General features: G+C 40.4%; 19 protein-coding genes. 16 read left to right on the top strand and 3 right to left on the bottom strand.

The genetic code is table 11. The features are described 5' to 3' along the window. Positions 1–5: 5 nt before the first annotated feature. From udk to MHB38_RS12655, 4 genes are all read left to right on the top strand, one after another. Positions 6–638 carry a uridine kinase gene (udk, locus tag MHB38_RS12670; RefSeq protein WP_007501435.1) on the top strand — a complete coding sequence of 211 codons (633 nt, stop codon included), beginning with the start codon at positions 6–8 and terminating at the stop codon, positions 636–638. Positions 639–1,486: 848 nt separating this feature from the next. Next, complete coding sequence (gene greA / locus MHB38_RS12665; RefSeq protein WP_007501433.1) at positions 1,487–1,960, top strand: transcription elongation factor GreA; 474 nt, start codon at positions 1,487–1,489, stop codon at positions 1,958–1,960. A 50-nt stretch (positions 1,961–2,010) separates the two neighbouring features. After that, on the top strand, positions 2,011–3,753 hold the full coding sequence (locus MHB38_RS12660; RefSeq protein WP_341003578.1) for a peptidoglycan D,D-transpeptidase FtsI family protein: 1,743 nt from the start codon (positions 2,011–2,013) through the stop codon (positions 3,751–3,753). Positions 3,754–3,820: 67 nt separating this feature from the next. After that, positions 3,821–4,486 (top strand): YrrS family protein, encoded by a 666-nt coding sequence (locus tag MHB38_RS12655; RefSeq protein WP_017367687.1) that lies wholly within the window; start codon positions 3,821–3,823, stop codon positions 4,484–4,486. Between the two features lie 150 nt (positions 4,487–4,636). On the opposite strand, the gene MHB38_RS12650 is transcribed toward MHB38_RS12655, so the two are convergent. Further along, positions 4,637–4,840 carry a YrzA family protein gene (locus tag MHB38_RS12650; protein WP_052320851.1) on the bottom strand — a complete coding sequence of 68 codons (204 nt, stop codon included), beginning with the start codon at positions 4,838–4,840 and terminating at the stop codon, positions 4,637–4,639. Between the two features lie 187 nt (positions 4,841–5,027). Between MHB38_RS12650 and MHB38_RS12645 the strand changes: the two genes are divergently transcribed. The 7 genes from MHB38_RS12645 to MHB38_RS12615 all read left to right on the top strand — a co-directional run bounded on the left by MHB38_RS12645 (position 5,028) and on the right by MHB38_RS12615 (position 9,704). Next, positions 5,028–5,669: a class I SAM-dependent DNA methyltransferase gene (locus MHB38_RS12645; RefSeq protein WP_052320850.1), complete on the top strand. Its 642-nt coding sequence runs from the start codon at positions 5,028–5,030 to the stop codon at positions 5,667–5,669. A gap of 15 nt (positions 5,670–5,684) precedes the next feature. Continuing rightward, on the top strand, positions 5,685–6,380 hold the full coding sequence (mtnN, locus tag MHB38_RS12640) for a 5'-methylthioadenosine/S-adenosylhomocysteine nucleosidase (RefSeq protein ID WP_019743016.1): 696 nt from the start codon (positions 5,685–5,687) through the stop codon (positions 6,378–6,380). Positions 6,381–6,426: 46 nt separating this feature from the next. Beyond that, positions 6,427–7,350, top strand: coding sequence for a PLP-dependent cysteine synthase family protein (locus tag MHB38_RS12635; RefSeq protein WP_019743015.1), 924 nt, complete (start codon positions 6,427–6,429; stop codon positions 7,348–7,350). A gap of 1 nt (position 7,351) precedes the next feature. After that, positions 7,352–8,500: a bifunctional cystathionine gamma-lyase/homocysteine desulfhydrase gene (locus MHB38_RS12630; RefSeq protein WP_079920471.1), complete on the top strand. Its 1,149-nt coding sequence runs from the start codon at positions 7,352–7,354 to the stop codon at positions 8,498–8,500. Positions 8,501–8,572: 72 nt separating this feature from the next. Further along, positions 8,573–8,803 carry a YrhC family protein gene (locus MHB38_RS12625; protein WP_035391005.1) on the top strand — a complete coding sequence of 77 codons (231 nt, stop codon included), beginning with the start codon at positions 8,573–8,575 and terminating at the stop codon, positions 8,801–8,803. Between the two features lie 445 nt (positions 8,804–9,248). Then, on the top strand, positions 9,249–9,383 hold the full coding sequence (locus MHB38_RS12620) for a YrzI family small protein (RefSeq protein WP_008342648.1): 135 nt from the start codon (positions 9,249–9,251) through the stop codon (positions 9,381–9,383). A gap of 159 nt (positions 9,384–9,542) precedes the next feature. Beyond that, positions 9,543–9,704 carry a hypothetical protein gene (locus MHB38_RS12615; RefSeq protein WP_154666048.1) on the top strand — a complete coding sequence of 54 codons (162 nt, stop codon included), beginning with the start codon at positions 9,543–9,545 and terminating at the stop codon, positions 9,702–9,704. A gap of 43 nt (positions 9,705–9,747) precedes the next feature. On the opposite strand, the gene MHB38_RS19565 is transcribed toward MHB38_RS12615, so the two are convergent. Beyond that, positions 9,748–9,873, bottom strand: a complete 126-nt coding sequence (locus MHB38_RS19565; protein WP_008342643.1) for a YjcZ family sporulation protein — start codon at positions 9,871–9,873, stop codon at positions 9,748–9,750. Positions 9,874–10,140: 267 nt separating this feature from the next. On the opposite strand from MHB38_RS19565, the gene MHB38_RS12605 reads away from it, so the two are divergent. Together MHB38_RS12605 and fdhA are read left to right on the top strand one after the other, a co-directional pair. Next, positions 10,141–10,743 (top strand): class I SAM-dependent methyltransferase, encoded by a 603-nt coding sequence (locus MHB38_RS12605; protein ID WP_017358090.1) that lies wholly within the window; start codon positions 10,141–10,143, stop codon positions 10,741–10,743. A gap of 428 nt (positions 10,744–11,171) precedes the next feature. After that, complete coding sequence (gene fdhA, locus MHB38_RS12600; RefSeq protein WP_017358089.1) at positions 11,172–12,386, top strand: formaldehyde dehydrogenase, glutathione-independent; 1,215 nt, start codon at positions 11,172–11,174, stop codon at positions 12,384–12,386. A gap of 98 nt (positions 12,387–12,484) precedes the next feature. Here the strand turns inward: fdhA and MHB38_RS12595 are convergent, their stop codons facing one another. After that, complete coding sequence (locus MHB38_RS12595; protein WP_341003570.1) at positions 12,485–13,378, bottom strand: LysR family transcriptional regulator; 894 nt, start codon at positions 13,376–13,378, stop codon at positions 12,485–12,487. Between the two features lie 130 nt (positions 13,379–13,508). On the opposite strand from MHB38_RS12595, the gene MHB38_RS12590 reads away from it, so the two are divergent. The 3 genes from MHB38_RS12590 (at position 13,509) to MHB38_RS12580 (ending at position 17,091) form a co-directional block, all read left to right on the top strand. After that, complete coding sequence (locus tag MHB38_RS12590) at positions 13,509–14,951, top strand: alanine/glycine:cation symporter family protein (protein WP_057079275.1); 1,443 nt, start codon at positions 13,509–13,511, stop codon at positions 14,949–14,951. After that, on the top strand, positions 14,948–16,147 hold the full coding sequence (locus MHB38_RS12585; RefSeq protein WP_057079276.1) for an iron-containing alcohol dehydrogenase: 1,200 nt from the start codon (positions 14,948–14,950) through the stop codon (positions 16,145–16,147). Before MHB38_RS12590 ends, MHB38_RS12585 begins: the two co-directional genes overlap by 4 nt. 194 nt (positions 16,148–16,341) lie before the next feature. Next, complete coding sequence (locus tag MHB38_RS12580; protein ID WP_007501410.1) at positions 16,342–17,091, top strand: glucose 1-dehydrogenase; 750 nt, start codon at positions 16,342–16,344, stop codon at positions 17,089–17,091. The last annotated feature ends 57 nt before the right edge of the window (positions 17,092–17,148 follow it).

The raw sequence follows: 17,148 nt of genomic DNA, 5'->3' as shown, positions 1-17,148 counted from the left end.
GGCACATGGGGAAAAAACCAGTGGTGATTGGAATCGCTGGCGGCTCGGGTTCAGGTAAAACGAGCGTCACCAATTCCATTTACGAAAAATTTAAAGGACATTCAATCCTCATGCTTCAGCAAGATTTATATTATAAAAATCAAAGTCATATGCCATTTGAAGAGCGCCTGCTGACCAATTATGATCATCCGCTTGCATTTGACAATGACCTGATGATTGAGCATGTAGAAGCGTTGCTAAAGTACGAGTCCATTGAAAAACCAATTTATGATTTTAAACTAAACACACGTTCAGAAGAGACGGTACATGTTGAACCAAAGGATGTCATCATCGTTGAAGGAATCTTTGCCCTTGAAAATGAACGTCTAAGAAACTTAATGGATATTAAACTGTATGTGGATACAGATGCAGATCTTCGGATCATTCGCCGTATTTTACGTGATACGAAAGAAAGAGGCAGATCGATTGATTCCGTGATTGAACAATATGTATCTGTCGTCAGACCGATGCACAATCAATTCATTGAACCGTCAAAACGATACGCGGATATCATCATCCCAGAAGGCGGACAAAACCATGTCGCAATAGACCTCATGGTCACAAAAATTCAAACGATTCTTCAAAACCGCGGAGAGTAAATGGTGGAGAAGAACAAAGACCTTTACGATGTAAAGGTCTCAGCGTGTAGACAAACCCTCGCATTCTTTGTCAGTCCTGCGTGCTGGTGCTCACGAATGACAAATTCGCTCCGCGCCAGTACTCGTCCTTCCTAGACTGCAAAGGTTTTCTATCACGCTGAAAAAAGAAGACAAAGGGCTAAAATAAAGTTCATTTTAGCCCTTTGTCAACAATCTGAGACCTTTACGACGTAAAGGTCTTTTCAACATCATGCTCTTGTAGTCAATACTTTAGTAATGGCTAGTCTGAAATCATCGATGAGCATTGTAAGAAGCAGCCCCCTGAATAAAAGATTTGATATGATAGGAAAACAATGCTGCGAAATGAAGACAGGAAAATCACGATGGGATGCTGAAAGTTTCAGTTATTCCTGCTTTGTAAAAGTATATTAAAAAAACGACAAACAAATCATCACAAATTTTCAAACAATTCTTGATCAAAATGCAATTTTGTAATAATATAGCATAGACATATCGTACACTGACCATATTATGTATTGGAAGATGGAGAATGGGTAAGCTATTCTTCTACATATGATCGAAATGGCCGAACGAGGTACAGGAGCTTCCTGTGCCTTTCCACAGTTTGTGCGATGAAGATAATACATCATCATGAGACCGCTGCTGTTCCTGCCTAATAAAAAGGCATAATAGTTGCATCTAAAAGGGACGCCATGTAAGATGGACTTTTACGAATATGGGACAGAAGGAATGAGGGCCGGAATATGTCCTCATTCTTGTATATTTCAGTCGTCACTCACATGCAGAAAGCTTGTATGATGAGGATTAATAGAAGGAGTGAATGATTCATGGCACAAGAGAAAGTATTTCCAATGACAGAAGAAGGAAAGCGCAAATTAGAAGAAGAGCTTGAATATTTGAAAACGGTTAAACGTAAAGAGGTTGTAGAGCGTATTAAAATCGCTAGAAGTTTTGGAGACCTCTCTGAAAACTCGGAATATGATTCTGCTAAAGAAGAGCAAGCGTTTGTAGAAGGTCGTATTACAACGCTTGATAATATGATTCGTAATGCCAAAATTATTGAAGATGAAGGTAACTCAAATATTGTTTCACTCGGTAAAACAGTGACATTCGTTGAATTACCGGACGGTGAAGAAGAGTCTTATACGATTGTAGGAAGTGCAGAAGCTGATCCGTTTGAAGGCAAAATTTCAAACGATTCACCAATTGCAAAAAGCCTTTTAGGCAAACAAGTAGACGACAAAGTCACGGTTCAAACACCTGGCGGAGAAATGTTCGTCCAAATTGTAAAAATTTCATAATTACGTTTATACGATAAACACCTCGTCCACAATAGGGACGAGGTGTTTTTATGCTGAAAACAAGCAGAATCCAATGGACAGGTGTCATTATTTTTATCTTATTGCTCGGTCTCCTATTTAGACTAGCGGAAATTCAGTTGTTTTTCACAGAATCTTTTTCAAAACTTGATATTAATTTGATCCAAGAAAGTGTCAGGCAGCGGACAGAAGAAGTAGTCATTTCAGACGGACGCGGCGAATTTTTAGATCGAAACGGCGAGGCACTTCTCACAAAGGAAGAGCCAGCGGTCATCATATTTCCATTCCTGCAATATGACCTCCCTCACTTAAAGCAAACCGCTTCTATACTTGAGATGAAAGAAGATGAACTGAAAAGCCAGTTGACAGAAACGAAGAAACCACTCATTTTAAAAGATGATATGACGAAAAAAAAGCTGAAAGACATCAATGATATGAAATATTCAGGTGTTTACGGCGTATATATGAAAGAGAAGGACAAAAAAAGACTTGCCCTCCACACATTAGGCTTCACAAGTGAGAATCCAGAACTCTTGAGAAAGCGTTATCCGGACAAAAAAGAACTTTCAATCCGCACTGAGATCGGTACATTCGGTTTGGAAAGTACATTTGACGAATTTCTATTACCAGAGCAAGACACAAAATTGTTATATCATGTGGACGGAAGGGGAAACCCTTTGTTTGGGATGGACGTCAAATATACAGCAGAAGCTCATTCGTTTTATCCGCTGCAAGTGCAGACAACCATGGACGAAGACATGCAGAGGGAAATGGAGAATGCTCTCAAAGCGCAAGGGGTTGAAAAAGGCGGAGCGGTTCTGCTCGACATTCAAAATAGCAGTGTGCTGGCGATGGCGAGTGTTCCAAATGTGACCAGCAAAAACCGGCATGAGGCAAGAAATTACATGCTGACCGCAATGGCTCCCGGTTCTGTATTTAAAACGGTCGTACTTGCCGCAGCGATTGAAAAAAATTTGAACCAGCCACAAACGATGTATGATTGTCGAAAGAATTTATATGGAGAGCCAGAAGGAAAGCAGGAAGTACTGAATCTGTCTGAAAGCTTTGCGCAAAGCTGTAATTATACATTTGCGACACTCGCTGAGCAGCTCATCCAAACAGATGATCAAATCATTGAAAAGACAGCTTCAAAGCTTGGGCTTGTGGATCGAGCCGGCTGGGAAGGGGATGTATACCATAAGCAACAATTCAAACAGTTTGATCGTGAAGAAACAGGCAGTGTGTGGGGAGATAAAAGAGACAAGCATGTCAAAAAAGCCATTGCGCAAACGGCAATTGGTCAAAAAAATGTCAAAACAACCCCCTTACAAATTGCCAATATGATGGCAACGATTGCAAGGGGCGGAGAACGAAAAGAAGTGAGGATTGCAGATAAAGTGATGTATCAAAACGGAACAACGATGCTATCCTTTCAAAACAAACGACCTGATGGTGACAGTATTGACCGCTATACAGCTCAAACCTTGCAAAAGTACTTAAGGCAGGTGGTGACCTCTGACAAAGGAACAGGAAGAAGATTTCAAGACCTGCCGTTCCATATAGCAGGGAAATCAGGCACTGCCCAAACCGGCAGCAAAGATAAACAGGGGAATCCACTTTATCACAAGTGGTTTGCCGGATATTTTCCGGCAGAAAAACCAAAATACGCTCTCGTCGTTGTTCACCTTGATGAGGCAAGTGGCCGGGCTAAGACAAATGAAGCGTTTTATGATATTGTAAAAAAGGTCAATGAAATTGAAAAGAAACAGACATAGAACATCCCTTCATGTCATGTTAGAATAGTAACGACTTAGGGAACAGAGGCAAAGGAGTGCAGAGATTTTGAGTAGAAATTCTCGATTTGAACATCGTGATAAGCGCAGAAAGGCGAATATGGTGCTTAACATATTAATTGGTATCGTTGTGGTGCTTATTTTGGTTGTCGCATCGAGTTTGTTAATTTTTAATAAACCGAAAGATACAAATGTAGCAGACGAACCATCCAAAACAGCACCTGCATCGAGTGAAAATAAACAAAACTCAGAAGAAGATGTGAAAGATCAAAAGAAAGATACATCCGATGATGCGGATGCGAAAAAAGACGATTCATCTGACAAAAAAGACGATACAAAGAAAACAGATGATGAAGAAGAGCCAAACAAAGATGCGTTAAAAGATGCCACAGAAACAGATGGCGGTAAAACAAGTGACGTAGACAAAACATATGAAAACGATAACTGGGAGCCTGTAGGAACAGAGCAATCGGGATCACATACAGCAACCTATGATGCTAACTCAAAAGACTGGAAAGAAATGATCAAAGCCATGTCCTATGCGACAGGAATCTCAGAAGACCAAATGACTGTTATTTGGTTAGGAAATAACGGAGGACCTCAAGATGCAAAAGGAACCATCCGTGATAAATCAACAGGTGAACGCTACCGTGTAGAAATTACGTGGGTGGACGAAAAAGGCTGGAAACCTGTGAAGGTTGAAAAATTAAAATAAAATAAAAAAGATGCATGCAAAAAGGCTAAAATGAACTTCATTTTAGCCTTTTTATTCTTTTCAGCGTGATAGAAAACCTTTGCAGTCTAGGAAGGACTAGCACCGGCGCACAGACCTGACTGCCTACACGCTGATCTTTTTTATTAGACATTAGATATTCGCTTTAAAATGAACAACTGCTGTATACAAAATCTTATCATCAATGACAGTCGTTTGATGACTCACAGAATGAACAGTCAGCAAGATCGCCTGATTATGTTCAATTTGTTTTTGGATCTTTTGTTCAAGTTCTTTTAAAGACGTTGCTTCAAAAAATTCAATTTTGTCCTTTAAAAAATCCAGTTGAAAATCCATTTCATTCATCCCTCCATGCTCTAGATTCATCATAATCTCTCACATTCAAAAGGGCAAATATTTTTCTACCCCACCCAGTATTTTTTAGTAGGAAAGAATCAGAAGATGTGGTAGGATAAGAACTGTTCGACGGAATAAAACATACTATACGGATAGGAATAAATAGATAAAGTGGAGGGAAAGAAAAATGGGACGTGAGTTTCTTTCTTTATTTGATCATTGGGCTGAATCTTATGATGACACTGTAAGTGGTCATGACGAGCAGTATAAAGAAGTGTTTCACCGGTATCCGGTCATTCTAAAAGAGATTACTCGCCGTGCAGGTCAACATGTCATTGAGTTTGGAAGCGGCACAGGAAACCTAACAGCGGCACTGCTTCAAGCAGATAAGAAAGTGTTTGGCGTTGAACCTTCAGAGGCCATGAAGAAAGCGGCTCTTCAAAAAGGAATACCAAATGTATTTCATGACGGGGATTTTTTATCGTTTCCATCTCCACCTTTTGAGCCAGATACGATCGTCAGTTCATATGCTTTCCATCATTTAACGGACGACGAAAAAAAACAAGCCATCCACACCTATGGCAACATCCTTCCCTCAGGTGGTAAAATAGTCTTTGCTGATACAATGTTTCAAAATCAAGCAGCACATCAAGCTGAAATAAACAAAGCGAAAGCCGCTGGATTCGATCAGCTTGCAGAGGATTTAGAAACGGAATACTATCCATCCATAGGTGTGTTAAAGCAAATCTTTGAAGAAGAAGGTTTTAGCACATCTTTTCATCAAATGAATGATTTTGTGTGGATCGTAGAAGCGAAGAAAAGGGAATGAAAGGATGTTTTTAATTTGAAAATCGCAGTGATAGGTGCAATGGAAGAAGAAGTGACGATTTTAAGAGATCAACTAAAGAATGCCACACAAGAAAACATCGCTGGCTGTGAATTTACAACAGGTGTTTATGAAGATAAAGAAGTGATTTTATTAAAATCAGGGATTGGAAAAGTGAATGCAGCGGTCAGCACAACACTTCTGCTTGACCGCTTTCAGCCAGATTATGTAATCAATACAGGATCAGCTGGCGGTTTCCATCACTCATTAAATGTAGGTGATATTGTCATCTCTACTGATGTTAGACATCATGATGTGGACGTGACGATCTTTAATTACGAATATGGACAAGTGCCAGGATTACCAGCTGCTTTCATCGCAGATGATCAGCTTGTGAAGCTGGCAGAGGAATCTGCTTCAGAAATCGATCATATTCAAGTGGCAAAAGGAACGATTGCAACAGGAGATTCATTTATGGATGATCCTGGTCGTGTCGCGTTTGTGAGAGAGAAATTCCCAGAGCTGTATGCAGTGGAAATGGAGGCAGCTGCAGTTGCGCAAGTTTGCCATCTATTTGAAACGCCATTTGTGGTCGTTCGAGCGTTGTCAGATATTGCTGGGAAAGAATCCAATATCTCTTTTGATCAATTTCTAGAGCAAGCAGCGATTCACTCAACAGACCTTGTCCTGCGTATGATAAAGCAAACACAATAAAAGAAGGGGTTTCCCCCTTCTTTTCCATACAAAGGAAGGGATTTATATGGCTGTCATACATGATATTACGGAATTAATTGGCCACACACCGCTTTTAAAACTGTCAGGGATGGGTGTGCCGGCAGGTGTTGATGTTTATGCAAAACTTGAAATGATGAACCCAGGCGGAAGTATTAAGGATCGCTTAGGTGATATGCTGATTAAAGAAGCGCTGGCATCGGGCAAACTGCGCCCAGGCGGAACCATTATTGAAGCAACTGCAGGAAACACAGGCATCGGGCTTGCGCTAAGTGCAAGAAAACATCAATTGCATCCGATCTTCTGTGTACCAGAACATTTTAGTCAAGAGAAACAACAGCTCATGAAAGCGCTTGGTGCAGAAATTATTCATACACCAAGAAAAGATGGGATGAAGGGTGCGATTGATCGAGCCCTTGAACTAGAGGCAAGCCTTGACAATGCTTATTGCGTCTTACAATTTAAAAACCAAGTAAATCCATTGACTTACTATAAAACACTCGGGCCAGAAATATGGTCTGACCTCCAGGGGAACATAGACGTGTTTGTAGCAGGAGCGGGCTCTGGTGGAACGTTTCAAGGCTGTGCTGCCTATTTAAAAGAGCAAAAAGAAGCGATAAAAACAGTGATCGTGGAACCAGAAGGATCTATTTTAAATGGCGGAAAGCCGGGACCGCATAGAACGGAAGGAATTGGCCTTGAATTTATTCCAGATTATATGGAATCGACTTTATTTGACGAGATTTATACCGTCAGTGACGATGATGCTTTCCGAATGGTGAAAGAAGCAGCTGAAAAGGAAGGTGTTCTGATCGGAAGCTCGTCTGGAGCCGCTCTATTTGCCGCTTTAGAGGAAGCGAAAAAGGCATCACCTGGGACGGTGATCGTGACCATTTTTCCTGATAGCAGTGAGCGTTATCTAAGTAAAGGTATTTATGAGGGAGGAAAATAAAATGAAGCCAAAAACAATGATGATTCATAGTGGAATCACTGGTGATGAAAAAACAGGAGCCGTGTCTGTTCCTATTTATCAAGTCAGCACCTATAAGCAGCCTAAAGCAGGCGAGCACACTGGATATGAATATTCCAGAACTGCGAATCCAACAAGAACAGCACTGGAAACAGTCATTCGTGATCTTGAAGGCGGGGCAAACGGCTATGCATTCGGTTCAGGGATGGCTGCAATTACAGCTGTGATGATGCTGTTTAACAGCGGAGATCATATCGTACTGACTGATGACGTGTACGGCGGAACCTATCGTGTGATGACAAAGGTGCTCAACCGGATTGGCATTAAAGCCACATTTGTAGACACAAGTGATCCTGAAGCGGTGAAAAAAGCAATTTTACCAGAAACAAAAGCCGTCTATATTGAATCACCAACCAATCCATTGCTGAAAATGACCGATCTACAAGCCATAAGCCGGATCACAAAAGAAGCTGGCATCTTGATGATTGTCGATAATACGTTTTTTACCCCATATTTTCAAAAGCCGATTTCATATGGGGCTGACATTGTCTTGCACAGTGCCACAAAATATTTAGGCGGCCATAGTGATGTGGTGGGCGGACTTGTCGTGACAGCTACTGAAGAGCTTGGTGAAGAACTGCACTTTGTTCAAAACTCTACAGGCGGTATTCTTGGACCGCAAGATGCGTGGCTTCTAATGCGAGGGATGAAAACGCTCGGACTAAGAATGGAAGCACATCAACAAAACGCGCAGAAAATCGCTGAGTTTTTAGAACAACATCCTTCGATTACACGTGTCTATTACCCAGGTTTAAGCGCTCACCCAGGTCATGAGCTTGCAAAAACTCAAGCAACAGGCTTTGGCGGTATGATTTCTTTTGATATTGGAAAAGAAGAAAACGTCGACGTGTTTTTAAGCCAATTGAAATTGTTTACAATCGCAGAAAGCCTAGGGGCGGTTGAAAGTTTAATCTCTGTTCCTGCTCGCATGACCCATGCATCCATTCCAAAAGAGCGCAGAGAAGAGCTTGGCATCACAGATGGTTTAATCCGTATTTCTGTCGGTATTGAAGATATTGATGACTTATTACATGATATTGAACAAGGGCTCGACGCAGTAACGAATGGATAGATTTACATGCCCCCCGCTTTCTCTCACTATGGTAAGCTATCAATAGACATTGATAACGGGAAGGTGAATCAAGTGAAGAAAAAGTGGGATGGTTTAGTGACAGATTACAAGCAATACGCTTTTATTTTGCTTGCTGTTAGCACCTTTTTATATATTGGTACGATTTTACCAAATCAGCACCTAGAAGCATCACCAAAAATGCTGATGATGGCAGTTGATTGTGTTTTCCTATTAGCCGCTTTTCTTTGCGTGAAACGTGCGATCTTTTTTCAAAAAAAGCTACAAGAACTAGATGAAGATTAAGTCGAAAAGTCTCCTCATATGATGAGGAGACTTTTTTTAATTGCACTGGATAATCGGACAAGAATGTCTGTAGAAATTTAGTCAAACACACAAAAATCATCTAATTTACTAAAAACAGGTTTACAAAATGGTGCTTGCTGGATATACTTACAAAGTAATTAAAAACGTAAAGGAGGCTGAAGAATATGTTATTCGTATCTACTTGTGATCAATTCAACAACCAATTTCATCATGTCATCAGCCTGTGGAAGAGCTCGTGTCCTTCCTTTACCTTTTACGGTTCACGCTACAAAACTGTTTAAGTAAACGAGGATTTCACGTATCATCCATCGCAGGTTAGAAGACACTGTCTTTTGATCTGCATTTTTGTGTGCCCGCAGGTCAACTGATAAAGAAGATCTGCGGGCTATTTCGCGTGCTGCGAACTGAAGGGAGGTGAGCGTATATGACAATCCATTTATTTTTTATTACTTTGACGATCCAACGTAAATACAAAGACATTGAAACGGTTCTTTATGAACAACAAGTCGAAACATTTTATGAAGAAATGAAGCAGAAACAACTAAAGTACATGAACTAAAAAGGACAATAAAAACATGAAAAGGAGGAGATTGACATGTTTATGATGCTTGCAATGCTTGATTGTTATACAAGGGAGAAGGACCAGGTTTAGACACGCTCCACATTGATCACCTGCACATATGATAACCGTAAAAGGAGATTGTGAGGTGATCAATGAATGTCGATGTCACCATATATGAGGTTTCCATCAGTGGGGCACGGATATGCGTCTATTCCGCATTCTTTAAAGCACGGATACGGCAATCCATACAGAATGCAAAGAGAGCAAGAAGAAATGCTCAGACGCTATATGTACAATTATCCAACCTATTGGTATTAAAGAAAAGGAGCAGGAAACGTTATCGTTTCCTGCTCCTTTTACATTAGCAAATCCAGCTTGCACCGATGATGATTAACAAAATGAACAGTACAACAAGCAATGCGAATCCGCCTGCAAAACCGCCACCGTAGCCACCGCAGTAGCCTCCAGAATAACCGCCAAAGCCCATAATCTAGCACCACCTTTATCTAATCAAGATACATTCATAAAATATGCAGCTCATGCGGAAAACGAAATCAATCTGAGCACAATTAATGAAAATGCCTATTTGTTTAAATATTTTTCATGACGTGCGAAACATTTTCAGAAAAGTTGCCGTCTAATAAAAGACAAAGAAATTAGGACTAGGTCTTAACTTTTGTTAGGCGAGAGCCGATATGAAAAGTAAGAAAATTCGTAAATAGTTTTATTTACTGGTGTAAAGCAGGTGTTGACATTGATTCAAAGCTGGATTGGAAAACAAATGAGGGAACCAAAGGGCTTGTTCTCAAAATGGGTTGCCCGCTATATGGAAAAAAATCATCATAATATCAATCAATGGACGATTCAACTCTTAAATATACAAGAAAACGACCGGATTTTAGAAATTGGTACTGGAAGAGGTATGACATTATCTAAAGTAGCGGAAAAACTTGATCGAGGAAAAGTATATGGAATCGATGCTTCGCGTCATATGGTAAAATACGCGAAAAGAAAACATAAGAGGCTTGTCGAGCAGGAAAAAGCCGTTATCACACTTGGAAGAGCTGAGCAATTACCTTTTGAAGACAGATCATTCAATAAATTGTTCACAGTGCAGACCATCTATTACTTGCCAGATATCGAACAAGTTATGAAAGAGGTATATCGTGTTCTTCAAGTGGATGGAGAAGTATTCTTATCTTTTCAAAAGCAGGAACTAATGAAGGAACAAAAACGCTCACAGTCTCTTTCAACGTACAGTGAAGAAGACATCAGCTGTCTTTTTTCAGCGTATCACTTTAGAGACGTCTCTGTTTACCATTATGATACATACATCTGTATCAAAGCCTTAAAATGATGATGAAAATATTTCCCAGGTAATGAACAAGCAATTAAAAAAGGCTCTTCGTCAGAGGAGCCTTTTTGCATGCGATGAAATGGACCATTCGTCAATAAAAAAGACTCTTCACAAGAAGAGTCTTTTGCATTCATTTCATATGTAGGGGCCAGCCAGGTGTGTAAGGAATGATAGTATATATAAGGAATTTGTTTGTCGATTAAGGATACCTGTCTGGCTTATTCCTTATATCGACAATGTTCTGCAAATGTTTAGCTTTTTTTTCAATATTTTCTTTTTTATTTGACTGGAAAGTACATTTTTCTCTCCTAGATAGACATTTGTCACTTACTTTTTGAGTCAATGTGTGGTTAAAAGAAGGAAAAAGCCCGAGAAAGAGAGAATTTTGGGGAGACTTCATTTTTAAACAAAAAGGGAGGAATGAAAACATGTCGGGAAACAAAGGTGTCGTTTACAAAGGAGCAGGAAATGTAGCAGTTGAGGATATTGGATACCCTGATTTGGTTTTAAGAGATGGCCCTGGTGTACCTAAAGCCAATGTTGGACGTAAGTGTGAGCATGGCGTCATTTTAAAAGTGGTGACAACAAACATTTGCGGGAGCGACCAGCACATGGTAAGAGGGCGTACAACTGCGCCTGAAGGACTTGTCCTTGGTCATGAAATTACTGGTGAAGTCGTTGAAGTTGGACGAGATGTAGAGTTTATCCAAAAGGGTGATCTCGTATCAGTTCCATTTAATATTGCCTGTGGTCGCTGCGTCATGTGTAAAGAACAAAAAACCCATGTGTGTTTAAATGTGAACCCCGATCGACCTGGCTCAGCTTATGGATATGTAGATATGGGCGGATGGGTTGGCGGCCAATCGGAGTACGTCATGGTGCCATATGCTGATTTCCAGCTACTCAAATTTCCGGACAAAGATCAGGCGATGGAAAAAATACTTGATTTGACGATGCTTTCTGATATATTCCCGACAGGTTTTCATGGTGCTTATACGGCTGGCGTAAAGCCGGGCTCTACCGTCTATATTGCTGGTGCAGGGCCAGTAGGTCTTGCAGCAGCGCATTCCGCTCAGCTCCTTGGCGCTTCTGCTGTCATCGTCGGCGATCTTAATGAACAAAGGCTCGAGCAGGCGAGAAGCTTTGGCTGCGAAACGATTAACTTACGAAAACATGATCGAATCGGTGAACAAATGACAAACATCCTTGGAGAGCCAGAAGTCGACTGTGCGGTCGATTGTGTCGGTTTTGAAGCTTCAGGTCATGGAGATCAAGGAGAAGCACCAGCCACCGTTTTAAATACAATTATGGATATTACCAAAGTTGGCGGTAAGCTTGGAATTCCAGGACTTTACGTCACAGAAGATCCAGGTGCTGTGGATGAAGATGCAAAAGTTGGATCTCTGAAAGTGCGAATTGGACTTGGCTGGGCCAAAGCCCATACCTTTGTGACAGGCCAAACCCCTGTCATGCAATATCACCGCAGCTTGATGAAATCTATTTTAAGCGGAAGAGCACAAATCGCCAAAGCCGTTAATGCAACCGTCATTTCCCTAGATCAAGCCCCTAAAGGATATAGCGATTTTGATTCGGGTGTGGCGAAGAAATTTGTGATTGACCCGCATGGCATGATTTCTAAATAATGATCCATCGAAAAAAACTTACAGGATTTTTCCTGTAAGTTTTTTTGTTTGTTACATATAAAAAGATGAAGCTTTTCTGCTACATTCCATGTCAATTGTTAGTCGTGCCTGAGTATATAATCCTCTGTTAAATCAACAAACGCCTTCAAAGCAGGAGACATCCATTTATTTTTATGCCAGAATAGTTGGATTTTCGTTGTGAGACAGGGTCCCATCCAATTGATTTTAATCATATGGCCTTCTGTTATTTCTCTTTTTATAGAAATTTCGGGAAGTACAGCAATTCCTAGACCAGCCATTACACATTTTTTTATGGCTTCTACATCTGCTAGCTCTAGTTTACTTCTCGGTTTTGCTCCTGCCTGTGTCAAAGAGTGTTCGAAGGCGTAACGATAATCGCAGTCCTCAGTTAACAACAATCTTTGCTCGTCTAAATCGATAGGATGTACTTTTTGTTTTTTGCTCAATGGATTTGTTGGACAGCATACAATGGCCATCGGTTCATCTTTTAATTCTTTTACAATTAAATGTGAGGATACGACAGGATTCATCGATAATAGAGCGACATCAATTTGTCCTTCCAGTAATAGATTTAAAACATCCTTTTCAGATATTCCGGGACGGAAAATCAGTTCTACTTTAGGATACGTTGTTTGAAAGTCCGTTAAAATATGAGGAAGTCGATAGGTACATTGTGTTTCAGATGCACATATTCTCAAAATGCCGCTTGGCTCACTCATCCCGCCAACAGCCTCTAATGCTTCTCCTGTTAAACCTAAAATCTTATCCGTATAATCTTGAAACTTCATGCCAGCTTCAGTTAAAATGACCCTTTTTCCAAGCCTTTCAAATAGAGGGGTTCCTAACTCTTCTTCTAATGCAGCGATATTTGCCGTGATACTAGATTGAGCATAGCCAAGTATTTGTGCTGTTTTTGTAAAGTTTAATACTTTTGATGCTGTTTGGAACATCATCAGTTGCTTTATTTCCAACGTCAATCCCTCCTAAATCGGATGAGCCGATTGATGCAATCAGAAAACTTCTATAGATAGATCATAACATTTTTACTATGATAAAAGTAGGCGCTTTCATTATTTAGAATGTTCAGATTTTATAGGGGGGATGGCTTTGTTTGAAACGATTGTCAATTCAATAAATGACTTTTTATGGACATATATTTTAGTCATTATGTTAATAGGAATAGGAATCTACTTTACGGTGAGAATGAAGTTTATGCAAATTGTCTTACTAAAAGAGATCTTCCGTTCTATTTTTGAAAAAGCTCCAAAAATAAAAGGGAGTCAAGACATTTCTTCAATGCAAGCTTTCTTTATCGGAGCAGCGACGAGGATTGGAACTGGAAATATGGCAGGTGTTGCTATTGCCATCACAGTTGGTGGTCCTGGAGCTATTTTCTGGATGTGGTTTGCAGCAGTTTTAGGGGGAGCTTCTGCATTTGTCGAAAGCACACTCGCTCAAATATATAAAGTGAGAACAAGTGATGGTTTTAAAGGGGGGCCAGGCTATTATATACAAAAGCAATTTGGACTGAAATGGCCAAGTAGGATCTTTGCCTTTTCTGTTATTCTTAGTTTTGGCTTAATTTTTAATGCAGTACAAACGAACACCATCACAAATGCCTTTCGATATTCATTTGGTATCAGTCCAATTGGTATGGGGGTATTCGTAACCATTCTTACGGCTCTCATCATTTTTGGTGGTGTAAAGAGAATTGCCCGCTTTACCCAAATCATTGTGCCAATCATGTCCTCGTTTTATATTATCTTAGCACTTTATGTGATTGTGACAAATATCGCTGATGTACCCGCAGCATTAGCAAGTATTATGAAAAGTGCGTTTGGATTAGAGCAAATGGTTGGAGGCGGAATCGGCGCTGCAATAATGAACGGTGTCAAACGCGGGTTGTTTTCCAATGAAGCAGGGATGGGAAGTGCGCCAAATGCAGCTGCTGCTGCCCATGTTTCACACCCAGTAAAACAAGGGTTTGTTCAATTATTAGGCGTATTTTTTGATACATTAGTTGTTTGTAGTTGTACAGCATTTATTATTATGCTATCAACAGTAGAAACAGCAGGTGATTTGTCAGGTATTGAAATTACTCAAGCTGCAATGGCGCAGCATTTCGGTTCTTGGGCTAGTATTTTCTTAGCATTTGCGATCTTTACTTTTGCATTTAGCTCCATTGTAGGTGGCTACTATTACGGTGAAGCCAATATCGGTTTTATTCATAACAGTGTAACCGCGCTATTCGTGTATCGAATCACTGTTTTAATGATGATTATGTTTGGTGCTCTCGCCAACTTACAAATCGTTTGGACGTTAGCGGACTTGTCGATGGCGATTATGGCTATTGTTAACTTGGTTGCCATTGCGATTTTAGGCAAATTTGCTTTTGCGGCTCTAAATGATTACATGGGACAAAGAAAGGTAGGAAAGAACCCTGTTTTTTACGCTTCTACCATTCCCGGTTTAAAAGGAATAGAATGGTGGGGAGCAGAAAAACAAGCAATTAAATCAACAAATGAAGGGGTAGAAAATCAATGATAAATTTTGAATATGATTGTCATACGAAAATGATCATGGGGGCGGGGAAATCTAAAGATATTGCCTCTATTGTAGAGGACATTGTATTGCCTAGTGCTACAATTATGATTGTAACTGACCCTGGTGTAAAAAGCGCAGGATTGGTGACGCCTATTGAAGCCTATTTGCAAGAAGCTGGTTATTCCGTTGTCGTCTTTGATCAAGTATCTCCAAACCCTAGAGATCATGAATGTCTAACGGGTGCAGAGCTCTTTAGAAAAGTACAAGCATCAGCGGTTATTGCGATTGGTGGAGGAAGCCCAATGGATACGGCAAAAGCCATTGCTTTATTAGGTCCAAATGGCGGTAATCCTGAAGAGTATATAGCAGGCAAGAAAGCGTACACAAATGTATCACCCTTAATTTGTATTCCAACCACGGCTGGAACTGGCTCTGAGGTGACCCGTTCATCTGTGATTACGTTAGCTGCTTCACATAAAAAAATCACCTTAAAACATGCCTTGCTTCGACCAACTATTGCGATTTTGGATCCTGCTCTTACTTCTACGGTGCCAAAAAGTATAACAGCGGCAACAGGTGTTGATGCACTGGTCCATGCGATTGAAGGCTATACATGTAAAGAAACAAACCCTATTTCTAAGGCGATGGGGGCAAGCGCAATGAAAACCATTGTGACCTATTTACCGAAGGCGTATGAAGACGGATCTGATTTAGAAGCAAGATACAAAATGCAGGAAGGCAGTTTACTCGCTGGCTTATGCTTCGGTTCCGCTGATGTAGCAGCCGTGCATTGTTTAGCCGAAGCGCTCGGCAGTCTTTATGATACGCCTCATGGTATCGCAAATGCTGTATTTTTACCTTATGTCATACAATTTAATGCAGCTGAAAACAAATCATTGCACATAGAGCTTGCAAACATTATGGGCTTTGCAGATAAAACGGATGCAGATGATGTGGCGATTCAAAAATTAATGGATGGTATGTATACATTCACAAAGAATTTAGGTATTCCATCACTAAAAGAATTATCTTATGTAAAAGTAGAGGATTTTGAAAAAATGGCTCAACTAGCAGAACAAAATAACTCTACAAAAAGCAATGTTCGTGCCGTTACGAAAGCGGACTACTTAGATATACTAAAGGCTGCTTTTTCATATAGTCATACAGAAAAAGAGCCGAATAGAATGACTGAATGATACACACAAACTTTCCCAGACTTTACACAAGAAGCAAACGACTATGTCGTCAATATGGAGAATTACAAATATACCACCCTCCTAATGTATGATTTAGGTGGTGGTTTTTCTATGTCCCATTTGACTAGGTATCGTGTATACATGAGTGGTATGATAGACGACAACATCTCATGAGAGAAAGGATAGGATAAACGATGAACTTTCACAATAAAACAGTTGTCATCACTGGCGCAGCCAATGGAATTGGTGAGTCGATCGCGTATGGCTATGCGAAAGAAGGGGCGCGTGTTGTGCTTGCGGATATTGACGAAGAGAAGGGCAAGCGCTTGGAAGATCAGCTGAAAAAGGAGTCCTTTGAGGCTTTTTTTAAAAAAACGGATGTGAAACAAGAGAAGGATATTCAAGACATCATGTCGGCTGCTGTGGCTCGTTATCAAACGATCGATATTCTCATCAATAATGCAGGGGTTATGTGTACAAAATCGCCTTATGAGCTAACGGTTGATGAGTTTGATCATGTGCTGCATACAAACCTACGAGGTGCTTTTTTATGTGCAAGGGAAGCGGCACGTTATATCAAAGAGAATCCAAACGGCGGTTCCATTGTGAATATTTCATCTACCCGTGCGACCATGTCAGAGCCTCATACAGAAGCGTATGCTGCATCAAAAGGCGGGATATCAGCACTTACTCATGCGCTGGCTGCTTCTTTTAGTCAGGATCATATAACAGTAAACAGCATTTCCCCTGGGTGGATTGAAACGAAGGATGAGAAAAATTTGCGAGAAATTGATCATCAGCAGCACCTTTCCAATCGAGTAGGAACGCCAAAGGATATTGTCAAAGCTTGTTTTTATTTAACAGATGAAGACAATCAATTTGTGACAGGAACAGATTTGGTTGTTGATGGCGGCATGACTAGAAAAATGATTTATGCGGATTAACATGAAAAAAAACATTGACGCCTTGACGGAGGCGCAGTACAATATGTAACAATTCAG

Source organism: Bacillus sp. FSL K6-3176, from assembly GCF_038003325.1.
GTDB lineage: Bacteria > Bacillota > Bacilli > Bacillales > Bacillaceae > Bacillus > Bacillus altitudinis.
Note: the sequence above shows the minus strand (reverse complement) of the source record. Positions and strands in the feature narration are given on the sequence as shown.